Consider the following 19,392-nt stretch of genomic DNA (forward strand, 5'->3'; position numbering starts at 1 on the left):
CTAGGATTCGTTCAAATGCCAAGGTGGCGGAGCGGCTACGCAATCGCCTGCAGAGCGATTCCATTCCGGTTCGAATCCGGACCTTGGCTTTCATCCGTTAACAAAAGTAATATCTGATTCATTAATATGAGTTAGAGTACGGCGGCCATAGCGGCAGGGCAACTCCTGTTCCCATTCCGAACACAGAAGATAAGCCTGCCCACGTTGCTTACTGTACTGAGGTACGAGAGTCCTCGAGAAATCTGCGTCGCTGCTGTGCTTACTCTATTTCCCTTCTTCTTTAACTGATCTTAACTCACTAGCTTTGGGTTTGCTGTTCTGATATCTTTTTATTCATGATCACAATTTTGAAAATTCGAATTGCTATGAGCTATCGTTTCTCGTTTATTTCTTTGATTTCCAACATAGTTACTCTGATCATATCATGAGTTTGCTAGGATCTAGATCTTCTTAATTATTCTTTACTCCAATGCTTAACTGCATCAAAATCTCCTGTAAAATCGAAGATTCTACGTGATAGTGAAAGGGACGCGCGCTGCAGAAGCGCTTATCTGGGTGCATGATCTGGCTCTACTTCCGCAGAATATATCTACTTTATTGGATATATTAACTAGTTGTAATGTCATGTGAACAGATTATTTCTGGTACGATCATTCTTGGGGATGAACTGGAATCGATTGAAGGTTATATCTGCGTGGAGAATGGACTCATAACTGAAATTGGTGAAGAGTCCACAAAAAGCAAGAATATCATTGCTCCATGCTTTGTTAATTCACACACTCATATCGGAGATTCCATTTGTAAGGACCCAGTACTTGGTTCATGTGAGAACTTCAGGGTGAAAAAAGACCTTGATTCATTGGTACGTCCTCCTGATGGGTTAAAGCACAGGATACTCGGAAAAACGTCCTATTCTGATTTGGTTAATTCCATGAGGTCAACTATAGAAGATATGTTGGGAACCGGAACCTGTGCTTTTGCTGATTTTAGAGAGGGCGGGGTTCTCGGTATCCTTGCATTAGAAGAGGCTATTGATAATCTCATCATTGACAGCATAATTCTTGGAAGGCCGAATGATTCCGATTCATCGATTGATTCTGTATTAGCAGATGTTAATAGAGTCCTTCGGCATGCAGATGGGCTTGGGATGAGTGGAACAAATGATGTTGATATGGAACTTCTGCGTAGATCCAGAAAGTCATCAACAAATAAGAACAAGATGTTTGCTATCCATACGGGTGAAAAATCTGATAATGATATCGACAAAGCCCTCTCTCTTGATCCTGATCTTTTGATCCACATGACACAAGCAAAAAAATCAGATATAATGGCAGTTGCAGATGCTAATATCCCTGTTATTGTATGTCCCCGTTCTAACTTCATAACCGATGTGGGTATGGCTCCTATATCTGAAATGTTGGAATCTGGGGTTACTGTAGCAGTTGGTACTGACAATGTTATGCTGAATTCAGTTAATATGTTTTCTGAAATGGAGGTACTATCCAAGGTTTTTGGTCTTGAGGATAGACAAGTATTTAAGATGTGCACGCTAAATGGGGCATCTATTCTGGGATTTAATAATATGGGTTCCATTAAGAAAGGTAACAAAGCCAATCTTATGATTCTGAATGGTACTTCCAATAACCTGATAGGTGTGAATGATCCGGTAAGCGGAATGGTCAGAAGAGGCAGGCCAGATGATATTTTATCCATAATCCATGCAAACGAATGATGGCGAGGGGTAATATGACAAGCGAATTGTACAAGAAAATATTGATAGCAACCGATGGTTCTGAAAAGAACAAAAAGGCAATATCTTATGGTATTGAATTTGCAAAGTTGAGTGGGGCAAAATTGTATGTTGTTTACGTGGTGGATACCGCTGCGTTTGCTTCAATTCCAATGGATGCAGGATGGGAAATGATGTATGAACTTCTGGAGACTGAAGGTAAAGATGCAGCAAAGGGAGTTGAAGAGCTTGCAGCAAATGCAGGTCTGGAATCCGAATCTGCTGTCCTCGAAGGTCACCCCAGCCATGAGATAATTGAATTTGCAAAGAACAATGGCATTGATTTGATAGTAATGGGTACACTTGGAAAGACCGGAATTGACAGGTTCCTCCTTGGAAGTGTGGCCGAAAAGATCACTCGCAACTCAGAAGTTCCCGTACTTATTGTACGTGGTGACAAAAACGAATAAAATCAATATTGAGGTTTAAAAAACATGCCTAAGGACACACTCGTTAGAGACGTAATGGTAAAGGATGTTGCATTTGTATCTCTTCCCGGCTCAAGGGATGAGGTCCTTTCCATTCTGAAAGACAAGCGGGTTTCAGGACTGCCTGTTATTAAAGACAATAAAGTGGTCGGTATTGTAAGTCGATCCAACTTACTGAAGAATCCCACTGAAGAGCAGTTGGCACTATTGATGGCACGTGACCCTGTTACAATAACTTCTGATGAGGATATCACAATTGCAGCCCGTCTTCTTCTTAAACACGGCATAAGGAGAATTCCTGTAGTTGATGATGATAAACTTGTGGGTCTCATCTCAGTTGCCGATGTCGTAGGCGGCATGGTGGATCTGGATATTACTGATCCGATCAGTGAATATCTTAACCATGGGGTTGGCCCTGTTTGGTCTCAAACTCCTCTCCCTGTAGTTGCCCGACATATGGAACTTGCTCACGTTAAGGCAGTTCCTGTTATCGACTCATCTCTTGATCTCGTAGGTATCATCTCAGACAGGGATATAATAAGCTCAAGTGTTATCGAGGATTCTGTTGAAATGTCTGACATGTCTGCAGGTTCTGATGACGATGAGTGGACCTGGGAAAGTATGAGGGACACAATGAGCATCTATTATAGTGTCTCAAGGATCAAAGTCCCGGAAGTTCCTGTGGAAGATGTCATGGTGAAAGACCCTATCACAGCATCAATCAACATGGGTGTTAGTGAATGTGCACTTAAAATGAAAAGGCATAGAATAGATCAGATGCCTGTTGTAGATGCAAATCAGAAATTTATCGGACTTTTGAGGGATCGCTACCTGTTAAAAGCACTTCTTAAGTACTGATTCTGAAGTTGCCAGGGACATTTGGTCTCTGGTATTTTGTTTTATTTATTTTCATAGGTTGTTTTGTTATGGATAGGCCATTTACTTTCATTAATTCAGCAATGTCTGCTGATGGTAAGATCTCCACAAAGGAACGAAAGCAGGTTCGTATCTCTGGTGATGTGGATTTTGATCGGATGGATGAGCTTCGTGCAACTTCTGATGCCATCATGGTTGGAATAGGCACTGTTCTTGCAGATGATCCAAGCCTTACTGTCAAGTCTGAGGCACGACGTGCTGCTCGCAAGAACAAAGGTGCTGATGAAAATCCAGTTCGTATTGTAATTGATAGTAAAGGAAGAACTCCTCTGGATGCTGATATCTTCATAAAAGGTGAGGGTAAACGTGTAGTTGCAGTTTCAGGTTCAGCACCTGCTGATAAGGTTGAGGAGCTTCAGCAGAAAGCATTGGTCATAAGAACAGGGGATGATCAGGTTGATTTGTGTGCATTAATGAAAGAACTGAATTCCATGGGTATAAAGCGCCTTATGGTGGAGGGCGGAGCAACTCTTAACTGGGCTATGCTTTCAAACGGTCTTGTGGATGAAGTATATTCATTCGTAGGCAATCTGTTGATAGGTGGTGCCAGTGCTCCAACTCTTGTCGATGGGTCGGGCTTTGCAGAATCTGATATATTGTCACTGGAACTTATGAGTATGGAAAAGATGGATGAAGGCGTTCTCCTGAAGTGGGCCGTTATTAACACTGGCTAATGGTTAATTTTGTTATATCATCTCAAGTTTTATTTTTTTCAACATCGGTTTTGTCACATTGTGTCAATATCATGCAAAACCTTTAAATTGGAACAAATCTATTTTTATTTCTCTGCTGATATAATGGTTGCTTAAATAGGATTATATCATACTTTTAATTGGTGATGGTATGAGGTCAAAAATATATCTTTTTGGATTGATCCTGGGTTTCGTCCTTATTGCAGGATGTGTTACAGATGTAACTCCTGTGAATGATGCCGGATTATTAGAATCGGGTGAAAGGGTAGCTATCCTTGTTACAGAACAACAGCAAATAGATGATGCACTTGTAAATGGTCCTGTTCTTATCAAAGCAGGTGCTGACTGGTGCCCTCCATGCAGGCAATTGGATCCTGTAATCGATGAGCTTGCAAGAGACTATGAAGGGCGTGCAACAGTTATGTATATTGACACTGAGCTTACTCCTGGTCTTGGCGCCAGGTTTAATGTATACTCCATACCTGACACAACTGTGATAGTTGACATTGAGGATGGGGACTATTTGTTCATGAGGTATGATGGTGCTACAGAATTGGATCGCAACAAAGCCAGAGTGATCGGGTATATGGAAAAAGGAACTTTTGAGACGATTCTTGATCATGCGATCGAATACCGGGAGGAAGTTTCCGGGGACTAACACTCCTTTGAATACATTTTATATCGAGATACTGGGTGATCAAAAGTGGTATTTGGAGGCGTGACTCCGTTAGCGGCATTTATAGCAGGTTTGATTAGTATATTCTCTCCATGTGTCCTTCCGCTTTTACCTGCAATATTTGCTTATTCGACCTCTAAAGGACCATTAAGGCCGCTTGCAATAGTATTCGGCCTTACAATATCCTTTACTATTATGGGAGTTGTAACATCTGCATTTGGTTCGATGTTCCAGCAATATCTTCCATATCTTAGCTTATTTGCAGGTCTTATTATCATACTTTTTGGAGTCACACTACTCTTCGATCTTGGTACTTTCAACATATTTGGTAATCTTTCCGGAATTGGTGTGCAAGAAAAAGGTTTCCTCGGGGGATTACTTTTTGGAATGTCGCTTGGCATCATATGGATACCTTGTGTAGGTCCGATATTAGCATCCATTCTTACATTGGTGGCTATTGAAGGCGACATTGCCTATGGTGCTTTCCTGCTTTTCATTTACTCAATGGGGCTAGGTATCCCAATGCTTGTGATGGCATATTCTGCGAATATCTCTTCATCAGCTCTTAGCAGCATCGCGAAGTATGACTCGTATCTCAAAAAAGGTGCAGGTGTAGTATTGATATTTGTTGGGCTGTGGATGCTTTATACCAATGTCCTGTTAAGACTGTAATCTCTCTATATGGTGGATTATTGCTACGATCGCAATAAATGAAGTTCTGCTTTAGTAATAGAGATAAAATAAAAGATTGAAGAAAAGGTCGGTGTATGGTATTAACACTCGTCCTTTTCTTTTGCAATGGCAACAAGCTCGTTGACACAGGCAACTGCCATTGGTGTTCCGCCACGTGTTCCGATGCAGGTGATGGATGGAACGTCCATCTTCCTTACTTCTTCCTTGGATTCTGCGGCGTTAACGAACCCAACAGGGGTTCCGACTATAAGTGCCGGTTTGATGCCGTGTTCGATCATCCTGCACACTGCAAGTGCTGCAGATGGTGCATTTCCGATGGCCACAATAGAACCTTCAAGCCTGTCCCTTGCTAATAGGAACCCTGCAGCAGTTCTTGTTATGCCATATTTCTTGGCAACTTCTGCATTCTGGTCTTCATCAAGGACACAGATTACTTCACAGTCATGTCCTTTCTTTGTAATTCCAGCTTTGACCATGTTGATATCTACGAAAATTGGAGCGCCATTTTTGATAGCTTCCACTCCTGCATCTACAGGATTGTTGGTGTAGGACATGATATCTGCAACTGATGGATCTCCTGTGGAGATCACACAACGTTGAGTTACACGTTCTTCAGGGGTTTCCTTTTCTCCCTTAACTATAAGATCATGAGCAATGCGACGACTTGTCATGTAGATGGTCTTAGCTTCATCTGTGCGAGCACCGGAGTCAGAACAATCTTTAATGAGCTCCTGATCGATGTTCACTGTCATCTCTACCAGATCTTCAAGTTCCGGGATGTCCTTATTGTTGTTTTCAGTAGTCATATTTCCTCTGATACCCCCTGGGTGTGATTATCTTCTCGCCTTTCTCATTCTTCCAGATGCGAGAATCAGCATTACAGACAATGATCATTGTGCTCATATCTACCCAGTCATTATAGTCAAGCACATCTTCAAGGGTTGTGACAATGTAGTCCTGGCTCTCACCACGAAGTGCGTTCTTGACAAGTCCTACTGGTACTGATCCGTCCTTGTGCTTCTTTATGATCTCAATAGCCCTTGAGAAATTGGAATGGCGCTGCCTGCTCTTTGGGTTGTATAGTGATATCACAAAATCAGCAGATGCTGCTGCATCCAGGCGCTTCTCAATTACTTCCCATGGTGTAAGGAGGTCACTAAGACTGATAACTGAAAAATCATTTACAATAGGTGCACCGAGTACACTTGCACCGGCAGTGATGGCAGTAACTCCGGGAAGCACTTCTACATCGACATCAAGATCTTCGTGCTCTGCAACTTCAAGAACAAGACCTGCCATGCCATAGACATTTGCATCTCCGCCACTTATCATGGAAACGACCTTGTTCTCTTTAGCAAGGTTTACTGCCTTTTTAGCACGGTCTACTTCTTTACCCATTGCACTGCGGATGATCTCCTGTTCTCCCAGGAGACTTTCCATCTGATCAAGATATGTGCCGTTGCCGACAATATAATCTGAATTCAGTATAACGTCTCTGGCACGTACAGTAAGCTGTTCAACAGAGCCAGGTCCAATGCCGATAATAAATAATTTACCATTTTCATTTTCATTCTGCGATTGCAATTGTGATCCTTCCATATACTTTTTTTTCCAGTATCAATTTCTTATTATCAGATAACGCTAATGCTGCCGGCTCAGCAACACCTTTGAGGCCAAATCGGCTTGCTTGTGAGTCGGATGGCACTTCAAAAGCGTTCAGGACGTCATTAGGCAGGAACTTTATCTCAAATCCCATTTTATCTATCGCTTCTATTAGGCCGGTCTCGTTCTCCTTTAGGGTGGATGATGCGAACATCTTTATTTCACTTTCATCCCTTCCGACCTCATTCAAAGCATGCTTTACAGCATCGATGACCTCTTCGGATGATACGCCTCTGCGAGCGCCTATTCCAAAGTACATTACTGGTCCGCCTTCTCTTTTTTCAACACCGAAACATCATTTTCCACGATAACGATCTTTGGGCCCTTTATCTCCAGGACTTCCACGTCCTGATCAAGTAGGGCACAGTTAACATCCCTCGTGGATTCCTTGTTAACAATGTCGTATCCCAGCTTTGCTGCAATACCTTCTACAGAGTTGCGATTGTGTACTTCAGTAGCTGTGGTTATAACGGGAACTACGCCCATCTCGGATATTTTGCGTACAAGCTCATTTGCACCATGATGTCCTCCGAGCAGTGATATGGCGAAGTTCAGATTGGAATCGACCACCACTACGGCGGGGTCTTCCCATTTATCGACTACCAGTGGTGCGATTTCACGCACGACTATGCCTGTTGCAAAGACTGCAACCAATGCCTGGTAGTCTTTGAAGATCTCCTCAAAGATCCCCTTTTTGTAAATAATAACATCTGCATCGATGTGGTCTGCGAGCTTGTTGGCCACATCGAGATTACGTTCAAATGTTATCACAGCGGTTCTTGTGCTACTCCGTATAAGTGTGACCTCCTGTAATCGACAGGGTCTACTACACCGCCGATAAGGATCATTGCGCTGCGTATGATGCCTTCATCCTTTACCTTCTGTGCAATGTCCGCTACTGTGCCATAAATGATCTTCTGGTCAGGCCAGGATGCGTGGAATACAACAGCCACTGGGGTATCGTCTGAATACTCAACCTTTTCCATGATCTCTTCGATCTTTTGGGTGCCAAGGAAGACTGCCATTGTGGTATTGTGCTTTGACAGACCTTTCAGATCATCTTCTTCCAGTGTTTTTCCTGCAGGACGTGTGATAATGAGGGTGTCGGAAACACCATTGAGTGTAAGCTGGGTGCCAAGTGCTGCAGCAGTTGCGAAAACAGAAGAGACTCCTGGTACACGCTCTACTGTAATATCGTACTTCTTTAGCTCTTCCATCTGCTCAACGACGTTACCGTAGAGGGATGGATCTCCGCTGTGCAGGCGTACGACCTTCTTTCCTTCCTTAATGGCATCTGCCATTTTCTTTGTGATCTCGTCAAGGGTCAGACCATAACTGTCTACCTTCTCCCCCTTGCAGTAGTTGACGACTTCAGGATTCACAAGTGAACCTGCGTAGACAACAAGATCTGCTTCTTCCAGTTTCTCGCGTCCAAGAAGTGTGATAAGTTTTGGGTTTCCCGGTCCGGCACCCACAAAAGTAATTACATTGTCTGTCATTTCAGATGACCTCTTTAGTCCTTTTTAGCATACACGATGCTGAAGTAGTTTCCTTTCTCAGGGATCTCTTCTGACTTCTTGATAATAACTTCCCTGTCCGAGAAGAGTCTCTCTGCAAAGACAAATTCGTTATATCCTTCCTTCCTGTATTCATCCATGATCTCTTTTGGATGGACTGCCTTGAGCCTGATCTTGTGCTTCTTTTCAGATCCGTCACTGACTTCAAAGGAGCTGTCAACTTCTGCATCAGCTCTTGCAGCAAAGGACGTTATTGAACTTATCCCCGGTACTGTTGAAGTTTCAACGTCTGGGTAATGCTTGTTCATGACACGCTTCAGGTGTGTGAATGTGGAAAAGAAATTTGGATCGCCGATAAGGCCGAAAGCAACATTTCCGTTCCTTGATTCATCTGCAATAAGGTCAGCATTCTTCTTCCATACTTCGTTGAGAACATCGTAATCCCTCAACATGGGGAAATCCAGAATCTCTGGTGTCGCATATGGTTCTACAAGTTTTGCTGCCATATCTCCAGGTACATACACCTTATCACTGTTCTTGAGAATTTCCACAGCTTTAAGTGTAAGAAGTTCCGGGTCGCCTGGGCCAAGTCCTACTCCTATCAACATTTTTCTATCTCCACTGTATTATAAATATTATACATTATGTATTTATTAAAGGCGTCAGTTCCTTTTTCATTCACTCTGCAGTTTACCTACTACAATATAGACTGGGTTCTCGGGTTTGAACATGGTTTCGCCTGTAAGTTCATAACCCCTGGTAATGGTGACGTGGATAACTTCTGAGAATATTCCCAGTTCTTTCATCTTATTCATCACAATGACCACGGTTTCGATCCTTACCGCGTTAACAACAATATTTCTTGCCTTTTTCTTATAGAGCACATCCAGTACCTTGGATATGTTCTTTGTCCCGCCTACAAATGCACAGTCAATGGATCCTATCTCAGCGTTCTCATCAATAGATTCGGAAGATTCCCCACTAATTAGTGTAACATCCTCAACGCCGAAGTTCCTGAAGTTCTGTCTTGCAACATCGATGGCTTTTTCTCTCGCATCGATGGCAACGACCTTAAGGCCACGTGCTATTTTCGATGCTTCAATAGAAACAGCACCTGTTCCACATCCTACATCATAGAATGTGATCCCGTCTTTCAGGTCCATTTTTGATAGTGATATCGCAATGACCTCTGGCTTTGTTGGCCCTCCGCTTATGTGCAATAGATCTGACATTTTTCACCTAACTAAAGTAAATTGGAGTTAATTAGATATAGCATAATAAACGTTGTCACATAAAAGGTTGTTGTGAATGAATACTAAAAAACATCTGTTAATATTGGGAACAGCATCTCATGTTGGCAAGAGTGCAATTGTGACTGGTCTTTGTCGCATACTTTCAGCTAACCATAAGGTTGCTCCTTTCAAAGCACAGAACATGAGTCTTAACTCATGGATTACACAGGACGGGAAAGAGATCGGCATCGCTCAGGCAATACAGGCGATGGCAGCAGGCATTGAGCCGACTGCAGACATGAATCCTGTACTGCTTAAGCCCAAAGGGGATCGTGTTTCACAGGTAATACTTCTGGGGGAGCCCTATGCTGACAAAAGTGCAGGCTCATACTATGACTCCATAGAGGAAACTCATGATGTTCTCAGAGGTTCACTTCAAAGGCTCGCAGATGGGTACGATATCATTGTTATGGAAGGCGCCGGCGGCGCTGCTGAGATCAATCTCTATGAGCGCGATATTGTCAATATCGGTACTGCAAGACTGACCGATGCGCCTATCATTCTGGTAGGGGATATCGAAAGAGGTGGTGTTTTTGCAAGCCTTTATGGTACAATTGAGCTCCTGCCTGAGGATGTACGTAAGAATGTCTGCGGTTTTATCATAAACAAGTTCAGGGGCGATCCTACAATACTGGAGTCCGGTCTTACTGAGCTTGAAGAGCGCACAGGTATTCCTGTTCTTGGAGTTCTTCCACACTTCAAGCTGCGCATTCCTTCGGAGGATTCCGTATCCATTGGTGACAAGTCCTCTGAAGATGCCGGAGTTCATGATGTTGATATTGCGGTCATACGCCTTCCCAGGATCTCCAATTTCACGGATTTCGAGCCTCTGGAACGTATGGCAAAGGTAAGATATGTGGATCTTGACGATGACCTTGGTACTCCTGATGCTATCATAATCCCTGGGACTAAGAACACTACCAGTGACTTGCACGATCTAATGGAAAGTGGCATGGCTGGAAAAATAAGGTCTTTTAATGGTAATGTCCCGATACTTGGTATCTGTGGCGGTTACCAGATGCTTGGAAATTCAATTGTTGATTCCGGCATTGAAGGCGGCGAATCTGATCGCTTTGAGGGTCTTGGCCTGCTCGATATTGATACTGTGTTCGATGCATATGAGAAACGAACGGTTCAGGTAACGAAGACCATTAACGAATGTGGTCCTATTCTAGGGTGCATAAATGGTGAGGTTGTAAAGGGATATGAGATCCATATGGGTATGTCAACATCAAATAGACCGGTTTTCGGAGATGATGGTTGCGCTGATGAAAGTGGTCTTGTGATCGGCACATATCTTCATGGATTATTTGAGAACCAGAATGTCAGGCATGCTCTTGTAAGATATCTGGCTGAAAAGAAAGGTCTGGTCTTTGAAGATGAGGATATTCCTGACATTGATCCTTATGACGAACTTGCTGATGTTATGCGAGAACGTTTGGATATGCCTCGTATCTATGAAATGCTTGGATTGGGTCCTGAAGGGCTCTGATCCGCATTTTACTTTTCCTTTTCTTTCTTTTTCTTTTTCCTTTTTTCTCTTCAGATTACATCTATCCTCTTTTTGCATTGATTTCTTCTTTTGTTTCCTGCTGATGTATTTACATTCTCAGTTTCATCAGCATTTGTGCTATGTGGATGTGTCTTGATGTGCCATTGTATTCTCTATCTCTTTTTTCCTTTATGCGAACTGAATAAAGTTTATATACAAAGACATTTGTTATACATTATTGTACACAATTATACATTAATGCAAGAAGGTATCATAATGAAACGTTGTCTCCAAAAATTAATTGATGGTTATGATCTGACAATGGCCGAGGCAGAAGCAGCCATGGGGCAGATACTCGAAAATGCTACAGATGCGCAGATCGGTGCATTTGTAATGGGTATGAAGATGAAAGGTGAGACTCCGGAAGAGGTCGCAGGATTTGTAAAGGCCATGCTGAAAGAGGCCAATCTGATATCTCCTGAAGTATCAGGTACTCTTGTGGATATAGTTGGTACAGGTGGTGACCGCCACAACACTATCAATATTTCAACAACAGCTGCTATTGTTGCAGCAGCTGCAGGGGTCACTGTGGCAAAACACGGTAACTTTTCCTTCACATCCCTCTCGGGAAGTGCGGATGTCCTTAGAGAGCTTGGCATAAAGATCGACCTTGATCACGATCAGGTCAAAAAATCGATTGAGGACATTGGAATTGGTTTTATGCTCGCCCCAAAGTTCCATCCTGCAATGAAGAGAGTAGTAGGACCACGGAAAGAGCTTGGGGTAAGGACTATGTTCAATATTCTCGGCCCTCTGACAAATCCTGCGGGTGCAAAGTCACAGGTAATAGGTGTCTTCGACAAGAGCCTGTGCAGGCTTATGGCAGAAGTTCTCTGCAGGCTTGGGAAGGAGCATATACTAGTACTTCATGGTGATGGAATGGATGAGATCAGCACCATTTCCGAAACATACGTTGTTGAGCTCAAAAACGGTGTAATCTCAACATATACAATAAATCCTGAGGACCTGGGGGTCCCGAGGGCTAAAGCTACTGATATTGTGGGTGGTACTCCGGAAGAGAATGCCCGGGATATTCTTTACATCTTCAATGGTGAAAAAGGTCCGAAACGTGATATTGTCGTCGTCAATGCTGCAGCTGCGATCTATGTTGCAGGTATGGCTGATTCCATAAAGGAAGCCATCCCGATTGCAGAAGAAGCAATTGATAGTGGCAAGGCATTAGATAAATTGAAGCAGTTCATCGAATTCACATCCGGCGAAAAGGTGGAAAATGAATCACTCAACACGTGTCAAAGTATGCGGCATGAAGTCTGTTGAAGACGTCGATCTCGCAGTAAGTTCAGGTGCAGATGCTGTTGGTTTCATAACCGATGTTCCTGTTGAAACGCCAAGGAAGATCGATCTCAAAAAGGCAGAAGAACTTGTTTCTCATGTGCCTTTTTTTGTGGATTCAGTATTGGTTATCATGCCAAAGTCTGCCACAGAGGCTATTGATATGATTAATTCCATAGGACCTGATGTGGTTCAGATACACAATGCTCTTGGTATTGATGATATGGGATATGTTCGTGATAATACAGATGTTAATATAATTCGCACCTTCCATGTTCCTTCGGAAAGTAATGTGCTGATGAATGAACTTGTAAGTGAGATCAATTTGCTTTCATCTGAGGATCTTATTGATGGCATCCTGCTGGATTCTTATGTTTCCGGTAAGGTCGGTGGTACAGGTCAGGTCCATGATCTTTCTATAAGCAGGCAGGTCGTGGAACTTGTGGATCTCCCTGTGGTACTGGCAGGTGGCCTGAATGCTGAGAATGTTGCAGAGTGTTTAAAGCAGGTCTCTCCCTTTGCTGTGGATACAGCTTCAGGTGTTGAAACCGATGGGATAAAGGATGCTGAAAAGATAAGGCGTTTTGTAAAAGAGGTTAGGTGTGCAAGATGATATCGTTCGATCTTACAAAAGATGAGTTCACAAACCTTGTGAATATTTCAGAGAAACCTGCACTTGTACAGCTGATGGCTAAAGTAAGGTCGGATTGTACTCCTTTGCAGTTATATACAACTTTCCAGGCTGAAAATTATTCTTACATGCTTGAATCGGTGGAAAAAGAAAAAAGGCATGCACGTTTTTCCTTTGTTGGTGCTTATCCTGATGTTGTTGTTAAGATAAGTGGACGCAAGCTTACTCTTGAATACGGGTTAGATTCTGTACTTATCGATGCTATTCGTTCAAAGCTGGATCTTGAATTTAAGAACATTGTAGACGACGGTTCCGTTCTGATGGCCGATATAATGGATGGCTCCGATGTGGTGGATGCACTACGTACAGTATTCCCTACAGCCGATGGAACTGATCTTCTAAATGAGAATAGGTTTGACAGACAGACATTCCTTGGAGGTGCCATCGGTTACAATGGTTATGACATGATCTACGACTGCTGGTTGGATATTGAAAGGAGCCACCAGTCAGATGTACCGGACATGCAGTTCATTCTTACTACCCGGACATTTGTCTTTGATCACCTGACCGATGAGACTTACATGGTGGTGACGCCATTTGCAGGATTGGATTGCGATCCCGGTAAATTGTATGATGATGCGCTGAATGAAGCTGAACATATGTGCCAGTGTCTTCGCGATGCAGCCGCTGTCCGGCTTGGCGAAGTGCCGGCGGTGTCTGGCTCATCAGAAGCTGTCTGCAATATGGATCAGGATGCATTTGAAAATGCAGTACGTGCAGCAAAGCAGCATATTCTGGATGGGGATATCTTCCAGGTGGTACTTTCCAGACGATATTCGATGGAAATAGAACAAACTCCTCTGGAATTATATCGTACCCTCAGGGATATCAATCCCAGTCCGTATATGTACCTGTTCAGTTTCCGCGACCTGGACATTGTGGGTGCTAGTCCAGAGACCCTTATGACAGTTCATGAGCGCAAGGTAATAACAAATCCTATCGCAGGAACATGCCTTCGGGGTAAAGATGAAGCTGAGGATGATGAATTTGCTGCTGCGATGATGTCCGATAAAAAAGAGCGTGCTGAGCACGTTATGCTTGTGGACCTTGGTAGGAATGATGTACGTATGGTCTCAAAGTCCGGTTCGGTAAAGGTCAGTGATTTCATGAGCGTTGTGAAATATTCTCATGTGCAGCACATAGAAAGTACTGTTTGCGGGGAACTTCGACCCGAATGTGATCAGTTCGATGCCACACGAGCTATTTTCCCTGCAGGAACTCTTTCAGGTGCTCCTAAAATAAGGGCAATGGAGATAATTGATGAATTTGAGCCATCAGCACGTGGTATCTATGGCGGAGGGGTTGGATATTACTCGTGGAACGGTGATGTGGATACGGCCATTGTAATAAGGACCGTAATTATCAAGGATGGTGTTGCCAATGTACAGGCAGGGGCCGGTATCGTTGCAGATTCCGATCCGACTTATGAATATGAGGAAACAGAACGCAAGATGGCTGCCATGATCGCTGCCATAGGGGGTAAACGATGAAAATACTGTTTGTTAACAACCGGGATTCGTTTGTGTGGAATCTTGTGGACTATGTATCCATGTTCGAATCTGATACACTGGTCGTTCCAAACACTATCTCTGTAGATGAGGTTCGGGAAATATCTCCTGATGCAATAGTCATATCCCCAGGTCCTGGAAACCCTGGAAACAGTCGTGATGTCGGGAGTTGCATTGAGATCATCCATGAATTTGGTGATAGGGTCCCTATACTTGGAGTTTGTTTTGGCCATCAGTCTATAAACACTGCTTTTGGTGGGTCGGTAGGTCATTCAAAGGGTGGTCCGGTGCATGGCAAGGCTTCAATAGTAATACATGACACTTCATCTCTGTTCGATGGGGTGCCAACTTCATTCTATGCAGGTAGGTATCACTCTCTTTCAGTTGAAAGGCTGGCAGAAGATCTGGAAATAACTGCACAGGATGAGAATGGTCTGATCATGGGGATCAAGCATAAAGAACATCCGATCTATGGCGTCCAGTTTCATCCGGAGTCAGTCCTGACACCTGAAGGTTTGAAGCTCATTGAAAATTTCCTGAAAATTGCAGGTATGGGGACGAAGGATTAATGTCCATTGGCAGCATGTGAATATGCATGATCATCGGACTTACCGGAACTCCTGGTACAGGTAAAACCTCTGTTTGCAGGATACTTGAGGGTCGTGGATATCGTGTTATACACATGAACGACCTTATCAAGAATGAACATCTTTACAGTGAGGTCGACGAGGCACGGGATACTGTTGTAGCTGATATGGATAGGGTGCTCTCTCGTGTGTGTGAACTTGTGGGTGATGATGAAGTTGTGACTATACTTGACAGCCACATGTCACACTACATTGCTGACATTGTGATAGTGTTGCGAACTGCTCCTTCTGAACTTAAGAAACGTCTGGAAGCTCGTAATTATTCTGATGCCAAAGTGCAGGAGAATGTTGAGGCTGAAGGTCTTGATGTGATCCTTGTGGAATCTGTGGAATGGTGTCAGCTGGTCTATGAGGTAGATACCACTGGCAGAAATGCTGGTGATGTTGTCGAGGATGTTGAAACGATAATCTCCGGTATCCTTTCAGGCGATGATACTCTTGTTTACTCTCAATACAAGCCAGGTTCGTTCGACTGGAGTGAAGATATCTTTTAAAATTGTAATGCTTTATTTTGGGATTGGTTTGTCGGGTGTAACGCCATAATATTCCGTTCTAGCTTTCCCCCATATGCAGCCGTTTTTTCCAACGATCTTCAATTCAATTTTTTGAAGTGCTTTGCCTATGCTACTTCCCGCTCTTGCAGATCTGCAAACAGGGCAGTATTTTTCACAGAATACCGGAGCTTTTCCTTTTGTTGCTGTCATTTTGTGATCTCTTTTAGCTTGTCTGATGAAAAATGTGATTCTCCTATCATCATAAATTATATGTTAGTGTCCGCTGATATATTTGACTGTCATAAATGTGTACAAAACAACACTTAGTGTAGTAAAATAACTCTCTTCTTAAGACAAAAATTGATATACTTTTCAATCATTTCAGTTATATATATCAAAAGGAGGATTTTTATGAAATTCGCAAAGATAGGAATTATTTTACTTTTAATGGCTATACTGGTGGTATCGGGTTGTTCCGATTCGAAAGAAAATCCTGAGGAAGTTTCAGAAATAGCTGTAGATCTCGGTGTAGATGTTATCAGTACATCGTTTGATGACCTTGGTGTTGTCTATTGTGATCCTGATATCTCTGATGATGAAATTGCAGCTCTTGTAAATGAAGAATACAAAGGCAACTTTGTTCAGTGGACCGGCACTATATATGCAGTTACCAATAATGGGAAGTCATATACTGCACAGGTGCGTCATTGTCCTGATTCTCTTTCAGATGCAGCTGTTACTTTCAAGGCTGATCAGAATGATGCTGCATCCAATCTCATAAAAGGTCAGGAGATCACCTATGTTGGAAGGATCACTCGCTACCGGGATGGCGGCGGTGGCTTCTGGGTGGAAGAAGCTTCGATTGTATCTGAATAATTTAAAAAGTATTAAATATCATGATGGTGACATTGTTCACCACATGTCTTTTTTGATAAAAGAAATCTCTTTTAATCAGTAATCAAAACCATCAGTTCCGGATACGCGTTTTAGGCGCCTTACTCCGTCGATCTCATCGATAACGTCGGCAACAGCATCGGGGACAAGATGTTTCCATTCTTCATCTGCAAGCATGCGCCTGCGAATCTCTGTACCGGAATGTTGTTCCCTGTGGTACATTGGTGGTTGCTTTACACTTATTCCTGCTTCTTCAAAAAGTTCGATGACAAGAGGATTGTTGGTGTAAGCTGTGTCAAAAGGAGGGGTTCTTGATGTTACGTATGAAACCCATATTGGATTCTGCTGTATGTCATCAATAGGTAAAGCATAAAAATGAACATCGATATCTTCCAGGGCATGTCGTATCATCATAACTCGCTCACCTGCTGTGAACGGGTTATTTGATTCGTGGGTTCTTTGGGCACTTCCTATTCCTATTATCAGCTCATCGACCTCTTTTGCAATGCTTGTTATCACAGAGTAGTGGCCAAGATGAAATGGCTGGAAGCGCCCAATGTAAAATGCCCTTTTCATATCCATGTTACAGTAACTTCAACGGAATGGAGCACCTTCGCATTCGAATGTGAACTTTTCGTACACTTCTTTGTAGTGTTCAGAGTTGTTGTTGTGCTTCATTGTTGCCAGTTTTTCAATGAGGCTGATTCCCGGCTTTGGATCTTCCATGAACTCGAGTTCACTTTCGACCATCTTGAAATACTTCTCACCTGCATCGGTGCGGAGAAGCACACAGTTCCAGCCATCTGGGGTACCTACTGAACCGACGGCGATGTCAGCAAAGACTGATGTGTAGTCATTGCAGTGGTGGCATGGGTTTCTTGCATGTGGGGCAACCTCTGCGATTTTTACGCTGTGCTCTTCACCATCTTTGGTGTATGCCCAGAATTTACCTTTACCGAAATCCATCTTGACAACATCTTCAGCTTTTACGCCCATGATCTCTGGTATGATCTTATCTGTCATTACATCGCCATAGAAACTTTCCATGCAAAGTAAACCTACGATAAGAACAATCTTGTCATTGACATTTTCTGAAATAAGTCTAGCACCGTGTGCCTGGCATGGTACACCGATCACAGCGATCTTTTCATACTCACTGAATGGATCTCTGAGCATAGAAAGAACTGAATCATAGGTATACTTGGTACCTTTTGCCTTTTCAACATCATCTGGACTAGTGAAAAGTTCAAGTTCGGTTTCCCATTTTTCGTTTCTAGTGATTCCGACAACACAGTCGATTTCACCCTGTCTTAGGAGTGACCGAGCAATAGCGGAAGTAACACCACCGTCCTGACCGGCAATGTTGCTCTTTGCAGCGAGGAAGCTTCGAACGTTTGCAAATTCATCTTCGAAGTAACCGTCTACAACCGGGCAGATCCTGCTGCATGTAAGGCAACCCTCACATACATTTGGTGCAGCACCATGTGAGTAAAGCGAAAGATTGTCCGGATCCCGGATCTCTGCAGCTTTCTCTCCCATTACTATTGCACCGGCAGGACATGCTGATACGCATGCCCCACAAGCGGTACAGACGTCATGCTCGATGACGTCCATTATTTTCGGATGGACCATCAGTTTCCTCCGATGATCTCCTTTCCGATGAGTTTGATTGCTTTTTCTTTGTTTGGTCCGATTGGTGAACCTGCTACAATCTGAGTTACACCGATGTCAAGCAATTCATTGATCCTTGCTTTACAGTCATCTGGTGTGCCGGAGATAGAGAATGCATCCATCATGTCATTTGTGACCATGTCACCCATGAGTGCTCCGAAGTCGCCCTTTGCGATTGCTCCGCCGATGTCTGCTTTTGAAGCGACATCAATGCCGTGGCGCTCGAGGACCATGTCAGGTGAACCTGCAACGATGAAAGCTACAACGATCTTTGCTGCGCTCTTTGCCTTTGCAGCATCCTTGTCGATAGAGAAGCATGCATATGCTGCAACATCTACTTCCTTTGGATCTCTGCCTGCTTTCTGTGCACCAGATGCGATCTGCTTGACTGCTACTTCAAAGTCCTTTGGGTGTGATGCGTTGATCAATACACCGTCTGCGACCTCTCCTGCGAGCTCGAGCATCTTTGGACCCTGTGCACCCATGTATATAGGTACGTCTCCGGTCTTGAATGCCAGCTTTGCGCCACCGAACTGGACCATGTCGCCGTCCATTGTGACCTTTTCGCCTGCGAAGAAGGAACGAAGTGCGGAAATGTTCTCCTTTGTGGTTGTTAATGGCTTGTCCCAGGAGATTCCCATTGCGTCGAAGGTTGCCTTGTCACCAGGGCCGAGACCTAAGATTGCACGTCCGCCGGATATCTCGTTAATAGCACCGATACTGGAAGCTGTGATTGCTGCATTCCTTGTGTAGGGGTTTGTAACGCCGGTACCGAGCTTAATGCTGTTTGTGTTCATGGCAAGAACTGCCAGTGTTGAGTAAACATCACGGTTGTTGTAGTGGTCTGTGATCCACACATTGTCAAATCCCTGCTGTTCTGCGAGCTTTGCGTAGTGTGCGATCTTAAGCACTGGATCATTTGGCACGAATTCTATTCCGAATGTCATTTAAATCCTC

The 19,392-nt window shown here is 43.5% G+C and carries 24 protein-coding genes, 1 tRNA gene and 1 rRNA gene; 15 read left to right on the top strand and 11 right to left on the bottom strand.

What is annotated here, in order from left to right; genetic code table 11:
* The first annotated feature begins 17 nt into the window (after positions 1-17).
* From LI82_RS01280 to LI82_RS01315, 8 genes are all read left to right on the top strand, one after another.
* A tRNA-Cys gene (locus LI82_RS01280) sits at positions 18-89 on the top strand.
* A 48-nt stretch (positions 90-137) separates the two neighbouring features.
* Positions 138-259, top strand: a 5S ribosomal RNA gene (rrf, locus tag LI82_RS01285).
* 360 nt (positions 260-619) lie between these two features.
* Entirely contained in the window at positions 620-1,732 is a 1,113-nt protein-coding gene (locus LI82_RS01290; RefSeq protein WP_048193172.1) for an amidohydrolase family protein, read from the top strand.
* Between the two features lie 14 nt (positions 1,733-1,746).
* The gene (locus LI82_RS01295) at positions 1,747-2,199 is read left to right on the top strand and encodes a universal stress protein (protein ID WP_048193173.1); all 453 of its coding nucleotides are present in this window, start codon (positions 1,747-1,749) and stop codon (positions 2,197-2,199) included.
* Between the two features lie 24 nt (positions 2,200-2,223).
* On the top strand, positions 2,224-3,075 hold the full coding sequence (locus LI82_RS01300; protein ID WP_048193174.1) for a CBS domain-containing protein: 852 nt from the start codon (positions 2,224-2,226) through the stop codon (positions 3,073-3,075).
* Between the two features lie 68 nt (positions 3,076-3,143).
* Positions 3,144-3,827, top strand: a complete 684-nt coding sequence (locus tag LI82_RS01305; protein ID WP_048193175.1) for a 2,5-diamino-6-(ribosylamino)-4(3H)-pyrimidinone 5'-phosphate reductase — start codon at positions 3,144-3,146, stop codon at positions 3,825-3,827.
* Between the two features lie 169 nt (positions 3,828-3,996).
* Positions 3,997-4,503, top strand: coding sequence for a thioredoxin family protein (locus tag LI82_RS01310; RefSeq protein ID WP_052402652.1), 507 nt, complete (start codon positions 3,997-3,999; stop codon positions 4,501-4,503).
* Between the two features lie 45 nt (positions 4,504-4,548).
* Positions 4,549-5,193, top strand: coding sequence for a cytochrome c biogenesis CcdA family protein (locus LI82_RS01315; protein WP_048193176.1), 645 nt, complete (start codon positions 4,549-4,551; stop codon positions 5,191-5,193).
* A gap of 101 nt (positions 5,194-5,294) precedes the next feature.
* On the opposite strand, the gene LI82_RS01320 is transcribed toward LI82_RS01315, so the two are convergent.
* The 7 genes from LI82_RS01320 to cbiT form a co-directional block, all read right to left on the bottom strand.
* Entirely contained in the window at positions 5,295-6,020 is a 726-nt protein-coding gene (locus tag LI82_RS01320; protein WP_048193177.1) for a precorrin-8X methylmutase, read from the bottom strand.
* Positions 6,010-6,813, bottom strand: coding sequence for a precorrin-3B C(17)-methyltransferase (cobJ, locus tag LI82_RS01325; protein ID WP_048193178.1), 804 nt, complete (start codon positions 6,811-6,813; stop codon positions 6,010-6,012). Before cobJ ends, LI82_RS01320 begins: the two co-directional genes overlap by 11 nt.
* Positions 6,782-7,135 carry a cobalamin biosynthesis protein gene (locus LI82_RS01330; RefSeq protein ID WP_048193179.1) on the bottom strand — a complete coding sequence of 118 codons (354 nt, stop codon included), beginning with the start codon at positions 7,133-7,135 and terminating at the stop codon, positions 6,782-6,784. The genes cobJ and LI82_RS01330 overlap by 32 nt, the downstream gene beginning before the upstream one ends.
* Positions 7,135-7,647, bottom strand: coding sequence for a cobalamin biosynthesis protein CbiG (locus LI82_RS01335; protein WP_236622636.1), 513 nt, complete (start codon positions 7,645-7,647; stop codon positions 7,135-7,137). Before LI82_RS01335 ends, LI82_RS01330 begins: the two co-directional genes overlap by 1 nt.
* A complete protein-coding gene (cobM, locus tag LI82_RS01340; protein WP_048193180.1) occupies positions 7,644-8,375 on the bottom strand; it encodes a precorrin-4 C(11)-methyltransferase in 732 nt (243 codons plus the stop codon). Before cobM ends, LI82_RS01335 begins: the two co-directional genes overlap by 4 nt.
* 14 nt (positions 8,376-8,389) lie before the next feature.
* A complete protein-coding gene (locus tag LI82_RS01345; RefSeq protein ID WP_048193181.1) occupies positions 8,390-9,001 on the bottom strand; it encodes a cobalt-factor II C(20)-methyltransferase in 612 nt (203 codons plus the stop codon).
* 66 nt (positions 9,002-9,067) lie between these two features.
* Entirely contained in the window at positions 9,068-9,625 is a 558-nt protein-coding gene (cbiT, locus tag LI82_RS01350) for a precorrin-6Y C5,15-methyltransferase (decarboxylating) subunit CbiT (RefSeq protein WP_048193182.1), read from the bottom strand.
* Positions 9,626-9,701: 76 nt separating this feature from the next.
* Here cbiT and LI82_RS01355 point away from each other — a divergent pair, with 76 nt between their 5' ends.
* The 6 genes from LI82_RS01355 (at position 9,702) to LI82_RS01380 (ending at position 15,870) form a co-directional block, all read left to right on the top strand.
* Positions 9,702-11,177 carry a cobyric acid synthase gene (locus LI82_RS01355; protein WP_048193183.1) on the top strand — a complete coding sequence of 492 codons (1,476 nt, stop codon included), beginning with the start codon at positions 9,702-9,704 and terminating at the stop codon, positions 11,175-11,177.
* Between the two features lie 276 nt (positions 11,178-11,453).
* Positions 11,454-12,515 carry an anthranilate phosphoribosyltransferase gene (gene trpD / locus LI82_RS01360; protein ID WP_048193184.1) on the top strand — a complete coding sequence of 354 codons (1,062 nt, stop codon included), beginning with the start codon at positions 11,454-11,456 and terminating at the stop codon, positions 12,513-12,515.
* Positions 12,469-13,143 carry a phosphoribosylanthranilate isomerase gene (locus LI82_RS01365; protein ID WP_048193185.1) on the top strand — a complete coding sequence of 225 codons (675 nt, stop codon included), beginning with the start codon at positions 12,469-12,471 and terminating at the stop codon, positions 13,141-13,143. Before trpD ends, LI82_RS01365 begins: the two co-directional genes overlap by 47 nt.
* Positions 13,140-14,711, top strand: a complete 1,572-nt coding sequence (gene trpE / locus LI82_RS01370; RefSeq protein WP_048193186.1) for an anthranilate synthase component I — start codon at positions 13,140-13,142, stop codon at positions 14,709-14,711. The genes LI82_RS01365 and trpE overlap by 4 nt, the downstream gene beginning before the upstream one ends.
* Positions 14,708-15,298, top strand: a complete 591-nt coding sequence (locus LI82_RS01375; RefSeq protein ID WP_048193187.1) for an anthranilate synthase component II — start codon at positions 14,708-14,710, stop codon at positions 15,296-15,298. Before trpE ends, LI82_RS01375 begins: the two co-directional genes overlap by 4 nt.
* Positions 15,299-15,324: 26 nt before the next feature.
* Positions 15,325-15,870, top strand: coding sequence for an adenylate kinase family protein (locus tag LI82_RS01380; RefSeq protein ID WP_048193188.1), 546 nt, complete (start codon positions 15,325-15,327; stop codon positions 15,868-15,870).
* Between the two features lie 12 nt (positions 15,871-15,882).
* Here LI82_RS01380 and LI82_RS01385 read toward each other — a convergent pair whose 3' ends face one another.
* On the bottom strand, positions 15,883-16,080 hold the full coding sequence (locus tag LI82_RS01385; RefSeq protein WP_048193189.1) for a hypothetical protein: 198 nt from the start codon (positions 16,078-16,080) through the stop codon (positions 15,883-15,885).
* A 201-nt stretch (positions 16,081-16,281) separates the two neighbouring features.
* On the opposite strand from LI82_RS01385, the gene LI82_RS01390 reads away from it, so the two are divergent.
* Positions 16,282-16,746 carry an OB-fold protein gene (locus LI82_RS01390; RefSeq protein WP_048193190.1) on the top strand — a complete coding sequence of 155 codons (465 nt, stop codon included), beginning with the start codon at positions 16,282-16,284 and terminating at the stop codon, positions 16,744-16,746.
* A 75-nt stretch (positions 16,747-16,821) separates the two neighbouring features.
* Here LI82_RS01390 and LI82_RS01395 read toward each other — a convergent pair whose 3' ends face one another.
* The 3 genes from LI82_RS01395 to mer are packed head-to-tail and all read right to left on the bottom strand — an operon-like array spanning position 16,822 to position 19,382.
* A complete protein-coding gene (locus LI82_RS01395) occupies positions 16,822-17,346 on the bottom strand; it encodes a nicotinamide-nucleotide adenylyltransferase (protein WP_048193191.1) in 525 nt (174 codons plus the stop codon).
* Between the two features lie 12 nt (positions 17,347-17,358).
* On the bottom strand, positions 17,359-18,396 hold the full coding sequence (fpoF, locus tag LI82_RS01400; RefSeq protein ID WP_048193192.1) for a F420H2 dehydrogenase subunit FpoF: 1,038 nt from the start codon (positions 18,394-18,396) through the stop codon (positions 17,359-17,361).
* Positions 18,396-19,382 carry a 5,10-methylenetetrahydromethanopterin reductase gene (mer, locus tag LI82_RS01405; RefSeq protein WP_048193193.1) on the bottom strand — a complete coding sequence of 329 codons (987 nt, stop codon included), beginning with the start codon at positions 19,380-19,382 and terminating at the stop codon, positions 18,396-18,398. Before mer ends, fpoF begins: the two co-directional genes overlap by 1 nt.
* Positions 19,383-19,392 lie beyond the last annotated feature (10 nt).

The organism is Methanococcoides methylutens (assembly GCF_000765475.1).
In the GTDB taxonomy this organism is placed as follows: Archaea; Halobacteriota; Methanosarcinia; order Methanosarcinales; family Methanosarcinaceae; genus Methanococcoides; species Methanococcoides methylutens.

Bases quoted from the DNA above. Each gene is read 5' to 3' on its own strand.
- LI82_RS01295 (WP_048193173.1), top strand. From the start codon at position 1,747: ATGACAAGCGAATTGTACAAGAAAATATTGATAGCAACCGATGGTTCT.
- trpD (WP_048193184.1), top strand. From the start codon at position 11,454: ATGAAACGTTGTCTCCAAAAATTAATTGATGGTTATGATCTGACAATG.
- trpE (WP_048193186.1), top strand. From the start codon at position 13,140: ATGATATCGTTCGATCTTACAAAAGATGAGTTCACAAACCTTGTGAAT.
- LI82_RS01390 (WP_048193190.1), top strand. From the start codon at position 16,282: ATGAAATTCGCAAAGATAGGAATTATTTTACTTTTAATGGCTATACTG.
- LI82_RS01320 (WP_048193177.1), bottom strand. From the start codon at position 6,020: ATGACTACTGAAAACAACAATAAGGACATCCCGGAACTTGAAGATCTG.
- cobJ (WP_048193178.1), bottom strand. From the start codon at position 6,813: ATGGAAGGATCACAATTGCAATCGCAGAATGAAAATGAAAATGGTAAA.
- LI82_RS01380 (WP_048193188.1), top strand. From the start codon at position 15,325: ATGATCATCGGACTTACCGGAACTCCTGGTACAGGTAAAACCTCTGTT.
- LI82_RS01345 (WP_048193181.1), bottom strand. From the start codon at position 9,001: ATGTTGATAGGAGTAGGACTTGGCCCAGGCGACCCGGAACTTCTTACA.
- fpoF (WP_048193192.1), bottom strand. From the start codon at position 18,396: ATGGTCCATCCGAAAATAATGGACGTCATCGAGCATGACGTCTGTACC.
- LI82_RS01310 (WP_052402652.1), top strand. From the start codon at position 3,997: ATGAGGTCAAAAATATATCTTTTTGGATTGATCCTGGGTTTCGTCCTT.
- mer (WP_048193193.1), bottom strand. From the start codon at position 19,382: ATGACATTCGGAATAGAATTCGTGCCAAATGATCCAGTGCTTAAGATC.
- LI82_RS01305 (WP_048193175.1), top strand. From the start codon at position 3,144: ATGGATAGGCCATTTACTTTCATTAATTCAGCAATGTCTGCTGATGGT.
- LI82_RS01330 (WP_048193179.1), bottom strand. From the start codon at position 7,135: ATGTACTTTGGAATAGGCGCTCGCAGAGGCGTATCATCCGAAGAGGTC.
- LI82_RS01375 (WP_048193187.1), top strand. From the start codon at position 14,708: ATGAAAATACTGTTTGTTAACAACCGGGATTCGTTTGTGTGGAATCTT.
- LI82_RS01300 (WP_048193174.1), top strand. From the start codon at position 2,224: ATGCCTAAGGACACACTCGTTAGAGACGTAATGGTAAAGGATGTTGCA.
- cobM (WP_048193180.1), bottom strand. From the start codon at position 8,375: ATGACAGACAATGTAATTACTTTTGTGGGTGCCGGACCGGGAAACCCA.
- LI82_RS01355 (WP_048193183.1), top strand. From the start codon at position 9,702: ATGAATACTAAAAAACATCTGTTAATATTGGGAACAGCATCTCATGTT.
- LI82_RS01395 (WP_048193191.1), bottom strand. From the start codon at position 17,346: ATGGATATGAAAAGGGCATTTTACATTGGGCGCTTCCAGCCATTTCAT.
- LI82_RS01290 (WP_048193172.1), top strand. From the start codon at position 620: ATGTCATGTGAACAGATTATTTCTGGTACGATCATTCTTGGGGATGAA.
- LI82_RS01385 (WP_048193189.1), bottom strand. From the start codon at position 16,080: ATGACAGCAACAAAAGGAAAAGCTCCGGTATTCTGTGAAAAATACTGC.
- LI82_RS01365 (WP_048193185.1), top strand. From the start codon at position 12,469: ATGAATCACTCAACACGTGTCAAAGTATGCGGCATGAAGTCTGTTGAA.
- cbiT (WP_048193182.1), bottom strand. From the start codon at position 9,625: ATGTCAGATCTATTGCACATAAGCGGAGGGCCAACAAAGCCAGAGGTC.